This window comes from Streptomyces tricolor, from assembly GCF_002155905.1.
Classification (GTDB): Bacteria; Actinomycetota; Actinomycetes; order Streptomycetales; family Streptomycetaceae; genus Streptomyces; species Streptomyces tricolor.
This window is the reverse complement of the sequence record NZ_MUMF01000844.1, coordinates 1-4410: the sequence shown is the minus strand read 5'-3', so window position 1 is coordinate 4410 and position 4410 is coordinate 1. Positions and strand designations below refer to the sequence as shown.

General features: G+C 71.6%; 4 protein-coding genes. 3 read left to right on the top strand and 1 reads right to left on the bottom strand.

Features of this window, described 5'->3' with window-relative positions; genetic code table 11:
• Positions 1-115 precede the first annotated feature (115 nt).
• Positions 116-1456, bottom strand: a complete 1341-nt coding sequence (gene murA, locus CCN44_RS40545) for a UDP-N-acetylglucosamine 1-carboxyvinyltransferase (protein WP_059249815.1) — start codon at positions 1454-1456, stop codon at positions 116-118.
• Between the two features lie 277 nt (positions 1457-1733).
• Between murA and CCN44_RS40540 the strand changes: the two genes are divergently transcribed.
• The 3 genes from CCN44_RS40540 to CCN44_RS40530 all read left to right on the top strand — a co-directional run.
• Positions 1734-2306 carry a YqgE/AlgH family protein gene (locus CCN44_RS40540; protein WP_059249814.1) on the top strand — a complete coding sequence of 191 codons (573 nt, stop codon included), beginning with the start codon at positions 1734-1736 and terminating at the stop codon, positions 2304-2306.
• Positions 2307-2335: 29 nt separating this feature from the next.
• Positions 2336-2623, top strand: coding sequence for a DUF3039 domain-containing protein (locus CCN44_RS40535; RefSeq protein ID WP_189294548.1), 288 nt, complete (start codon positions 2336-2338; stop codon positions 2621-2623).
• A gap of 205 nt (positions 2624-2828) precedes the next feature.
• Positions 2829-4410: beta-N-acetylhexosaminidase (locus CCN44_RS40530; RefSeq protein ID WP_086704172.1), on the top strand; the 1582-nt coding region annotated here is incomplete at its 3' end.

The following is a 4410-nucleotide window of genomic DNA, read 5'->3' as shown; positions in this document are numbered from 1 at the left end:
GTTGTGGCTGGTCGCGCAGTTCCCCGCGCCCCTTACGGGGCGCCTCAGCTGAGGACATCGAAAAGGGCGGCCCCCCTTCCGCCGAGGGGGGCCGCCCTTTGGTGTTGCCGGACCGCTAGCCGAGCGCCTTGCCCGGGAGTTCCACCTTCGCGCCGAGCTCCACGAGCTTCTCCATGAAGTTCTCGTAGCCGCGGTTGATGAGGTCGATGCCGTGCACCCGGGACGTGCCCTCGGCGGCCAGGGCCGCGATGAGGTACGAGAAGCCGCCGCGCAGGTCGGGGATGACCAGGTCGGCGCCCTGGAGCTTGGTCGGGCCCGAGACGACCGCGGAGTGCAGGAAGTTGCGCGCGCCGAAGCGGCAGGCGGAGCCGCCCAGGCACTCGCGGTAGAGCTGGATGTGCGCGCCCATCTGGTTCAGCGCGGAGGTGAAGCCCAGCCGGGACTCGTACACCGTCTCGTGGATGATGGACAGGCCCGTGGCCTGGGTCAGGGCCACCACCAGCGGCTGCTGCCAGTCGGTCTGGAAGCCGGGGTGCACGTCCGTCTCCAGCGCGATGGACTTCAACTGCCCGCCGGGGTGCCAGAACCGGATGCCCTCGTCGTCGATCTCGAAGGCACCGCCCACCTTCCGGTAGGTGTTCAGGAACGTCATCATCGAGCGCTGCTGGGCGCCGCGGACGTAGATGTTGCCGTTGGTCGCCAGCGCGGCGGAGGCCCAGGAGGCGGCCTCCAGGCGGTCCGGCAGGGCGCGGTGGGTGTAGCCGCCGAGCTTGTCCACACCGGTGATGCGGATCGTGCGGTCGGTGTCCATCGCGATGATCGCGCCCATCTTCTGCAGCACGCAGATGAGGTCCTCGATCTCCGGCTCGACGGCCGCGTTGGACAACTCGGTGACGCCTTCGGCCAGTACGGCCGTCAGCAGCACCTGCTCGGTGGCGCCGACGGACGGGTACGGCAGCCGGATCTTCGTGCCGCGCAGCCGCTGCGGCGCCTCCAGGTACTGCCCGTCGGCCCGCTTCTCGATGGTCGCGCCGAACTGCCGCAGCACGTCGAAGTGGAAGTCGATGGGCCGGCCGCCGATGTCGCAGCCGCCGAGGCCCGGGATGAACGCGTGGCCGAGGCGGTGCAGCAGCGGGCCGCAGAAGAGGATCGGGATACGGCTGGAACCCGCGTGGGCGTCGATGTCGGCCACGTTGGCGCTCTCGACGCGCGTCGGGTCCATCACCAGCTCGCCGGGCTCGTCACCCGGACGGACCGTCACCCCGTGCAGCTGGAGCAGGCCGCGGACGACCCGCACGTCACGGATGTCCGGAACGTTGCGCAGTCGGCTCGGCTCGCTGCCCAGCAGGGCGGCGACCATGGCCTTCGGCACGAGGTTCTTCGCACCGCGGACACGGATCTCGCCCTCCAGCGGGGTTCCGCCGTGGACAAGCAGGACATCGTCGTTGACGGTCATGAATCTCGCGTTCCGATGAGTTGGTCAGGGGCCGGCCGATCACTGTGCGCAGGGGCCGGGAAGACAGGGTAATCGCCGATCACCCCCCGCCCGTAAGCCCGAGGACCGCCCAGCCACGTCATAGGTGTGTCACAACACGAACCGTTCCCTATCGGGCACATGGGGTCACCGGCGCGCCGACGTGCGCGGGGGTGCACCCGTACACCCTGAGCTGCCCTCACTCCGCCGCCCCCGATTGGCTCCCCACACCGGGGGAAGATGCGGGATCATGTCTGGCATGACCGAGGTGTCCTCGCTCACAGGGCGGCTGCTCGTGGCAACCCCCGCCCTGGCGGACCCGAACTTCGACCGTGCGGTGGTGCTCCTTCTCGACCACGACGAGGAGGGCTCCCTCGGTGTCGTCCTCAACCGGCCCACCCCGGTGGTCGTCGGCGACATCCTGGAGGGCTGGGGCGAGCTGGCCGGCGAGCCCGGTGTCGTCTTCCAGGGCGGCCCCGTCTCGCTGGACTCGGCGCTCGGGGTCGCCGTCATCCCCGGCGGCGCGAGCGGTGACGGCGCGCCGCTCGGCTGGCGACGGGTGCACGGCGCGATCGGGCTGGTCGACCTGGAGGCCCCGCCCGAACTGCTCGCCTCCGCCGTCGGGTCCTTGCGGATCTTCGCCGGGTACGCCGGCTGGGGGCCGGGCCAGCTGGAGGACGAGCTGGTGGAGGGCGCCTGGTACGTCGTCGAGTCCGAGCCGGGGGACGTGTCCTCGCCGGCGCCGGAGAGACTCTGGCGGGAGGTGCTGCGCCGCCAGCGCAACGAGCTGGCGATGGTGGCCACGTATCCGGACGACCCGTCGCTCAACTGATGCGTGTGAGCTTCAGTACCCTTGCTGGTATGAGCACTCTTGAGCCCGAGCGCGGGACTGGTACGGGGACCCTCGTAGAGCCGACGCCGCAGGTGTCCCACGGCGACGGTGACCACGAGCGCTTCGCCCACTACGTCCAGAAGGACAAGATCATGGCGAGCGCCCTCGACGGCACCCCCGTCGTGGCGCTCTGCGGCAAGGTCTGGGTGCCGGGCCGCGACCCGAAGAAGTACCCGGTGTGCCCCATGTGCAAGGAGATCTACGAGTCCATGGGCAGCGGCGGCGACGAGGGCAAGGGCAAGGGCGGCGACAAGTAGGCCGTCGCCGGTCCGCCCGCAGACGGTGAGGTCCCCGGGGCGCGCGTGAGGCGCGTCCCGGGGATCGTTGCGTTCTCCGGCCGCCGACTGGTCCAGACCTCTTGTGAGCGCCCGGTCCAGTGCCTAGCCTTCGAGACGTCGGCGTCGCGTTGTGCGATGTGGATGGCGCGTTGCGTGTCCTGCAACGCGGGGAGGGGTTGCTGTCGTGGAACTGATTCCGGCGCCGCGCGCCGTCGAGGGGACGACCGGGACCGCCGTACCGCTCGGGCCCGGCACCACGCTGTGGGCCGGTCCGGGCACCGAACGCGCCGAGCGCTGGCTGCGCGCCACCCTCGGCCAGGCCCTGGGTCTGCCGCTGCGGCCCGGGACGCCGGACGACCGGGACGCGGTGCGGCTGCTGCTGGACGACACGCCGGCGCCGGAGGGGTACCGGCTCGCTGCCGTCGCCGGCCGGGGCGTGGAGATCCGCGGCGGCGGGCCCGCCGGGGTGTTCTGGGGCGCCCAGACCCTGCGCCAGCTGCTCGGTCCCGACGCCTTCCGGCGCGCGCCCGTACGGCCGGACGCCGCCCTCGGGATCCCGCCCCAGGTCATCGAGGACGCCCCCCGGTTCCGCTGGCGCGGCCTCCTCCTCGACGTCGCGCGGCACTTCATGCCCAAGGAGGGCGTGCTGCGCTATCTGGACCTGATGGCCGCGCACAAACTCAACGTCCTCCACCTGCATCTGACGGACGACCAGGGCTGGCGCATCGAGATCAAGCGGTACCCGAAGCTGACCGAGATCGCCTCCTGGCGCACGCGGACGAAATTCGGCCACCGGGCCTCCCCGCTGTGGGACGAGAAACCCCACGGCGGCTACTACACCCAGGACGACATCCGGGAGATCGTCGCCTACGCCGCCGAGCGGCACATCAGCGTCGTCCCCGAGATCGACGTACCCGGCCACTCGCAGGCCGCCATCGCCGCCTACCCCGAACTCGGCAACGCCGACGTCATCGACACCACCGCCCTCTCCGTCTGGGACACCTGGGGCATCTCGTCCAACGTGCTGGCCCCCACCGACACCACCCTGCGCTTCTACGAAGGGGTGCTGGAGGAGGTCCTGGAGCTGTTCCCGGCGGACGCCGCCGCCTTCTCGGAGTTCGTCCACGTCGGCGGCGACGAGTGCCGCAAGGAGCAGTGGACCGAGTCCGTGACCGCCAAGACCCGCATCGCGGACCTCGGCCTCACCGGCGAGGAGGAGCTGCAGTCCTGGTTCATCGGGCACTTCGACGCCTGGCTCGCCGCGCGCGGGCGCCGCCTCATCGGCTGGGACGAGATCCTGGAGGGCGGGCTCGCACCCGGTGCGGCCGTCTCCTCCTGGCGCGGCTACGCGGGCGGCGTCGCCGCCGCCCGGGCCGGCCACGACGTGGTCATGTGCCCCGAGCAGTACGTGTACCTGGACCACCGTCAGGCCCCGGGCGAGGACGAGCCCGTGCCGATCGGCTTCGTGCGCACCCTGGAGGACGTCTACCGGTTCGAGCCCGTGCCGGACGGGCTCACCGCGGCGGAGGCCGGGCATGTGCTGGGCACCCAGGCCAACGTGTGGACCGAGGTGCTGGAGGACGCCGCGCGCGTCGACTACCAGACCTTCCCCCGCCTCGCGGCCTTCGCCGAGGTCGCCTGGAGCCCGCTGCCCGCCCCCGCCGAACGGGACTACGCGGACTTCGAACGCCGGATGACCGCCCACTACCGGCGACTTGACGCCCTCGGCGTCGCCTACCGTCCGCCCACCGGCCCCCGCCCCTGGC